General features: G+C 53.7%; 1 protein-coding gene. It reads left to right on the plus strand.

Going from position 1 to position 590, the window contains the following annotated elements:
- Positions 1 to 48: 48 nt before the first annotated feature.
- A partial coding sequence (locus N1032_RS26600; protein ID WP_259543661.1) for a hypothetical protein occupies positions 49 to 590 on the plus strand: 542 nt, incomplete at its 3' end.

The following is a 590-nucleotide window of genomic DNA, read 5'->3' on the forward strand; positions in this document are numbered from 1 at the left end:
GGAAGTACGCCGCCAGACCAGCTTACACAATCAAGTTTATATCGCGGGGTGGATAACGCCCACGGCGGTAAATTCGGAGCGGAGCGAAGCGGGAGCGGAGAAGCGCAGGCAGGAACGGGAATCGACGGGGCGAATGAGCCTATCGCCGGGGAATCTGGGGGAAATGAGCTCGCTTTATTGCCGCAATTCACCCATTCGCTTAACGGCTTCTGGCGAAGTGCTGATTGGCTCTACTGCAAAGATGGAAAGTTCCGGCCAGTTGAACCCGGCACATTCCCGCTGGCTAATGGGGCTTCCCCGCGTTTGGTGTGCGCTTGCTCCGAATGCGGCTCCGAAACGGTGATTTATGAAAACGTGCTTGCATTGCGGAAAGCCGATTTCGGGGAAGGATGCGAAGCGCCGGAAATATTGCGATCAAAAGTGCTATCGATTATTTCGGCTATCAATGCCGTTAACGAACCGGAGTACGGCGCATTACAGAGCGCGAACGATGAAACAAAGGATTTGCGCGAAATGTTCAGCTACAGCGAATTTGCAAGTGCATCACAAGGATCGCAATCCCTTAAACGATGCGCCGGAGAATCTGGAAA

The sequence above is a fragment of the Herbiconiux daphne genome, assembly GCF_024979295.1.
Taxonomy (GTDB): domain Bacteria; phylum Actinomycetota; class Actinomycetes; order Actinomycetales; family Microbacteriaceae; genus Herbiconiux; species Herbiconiux daphnes.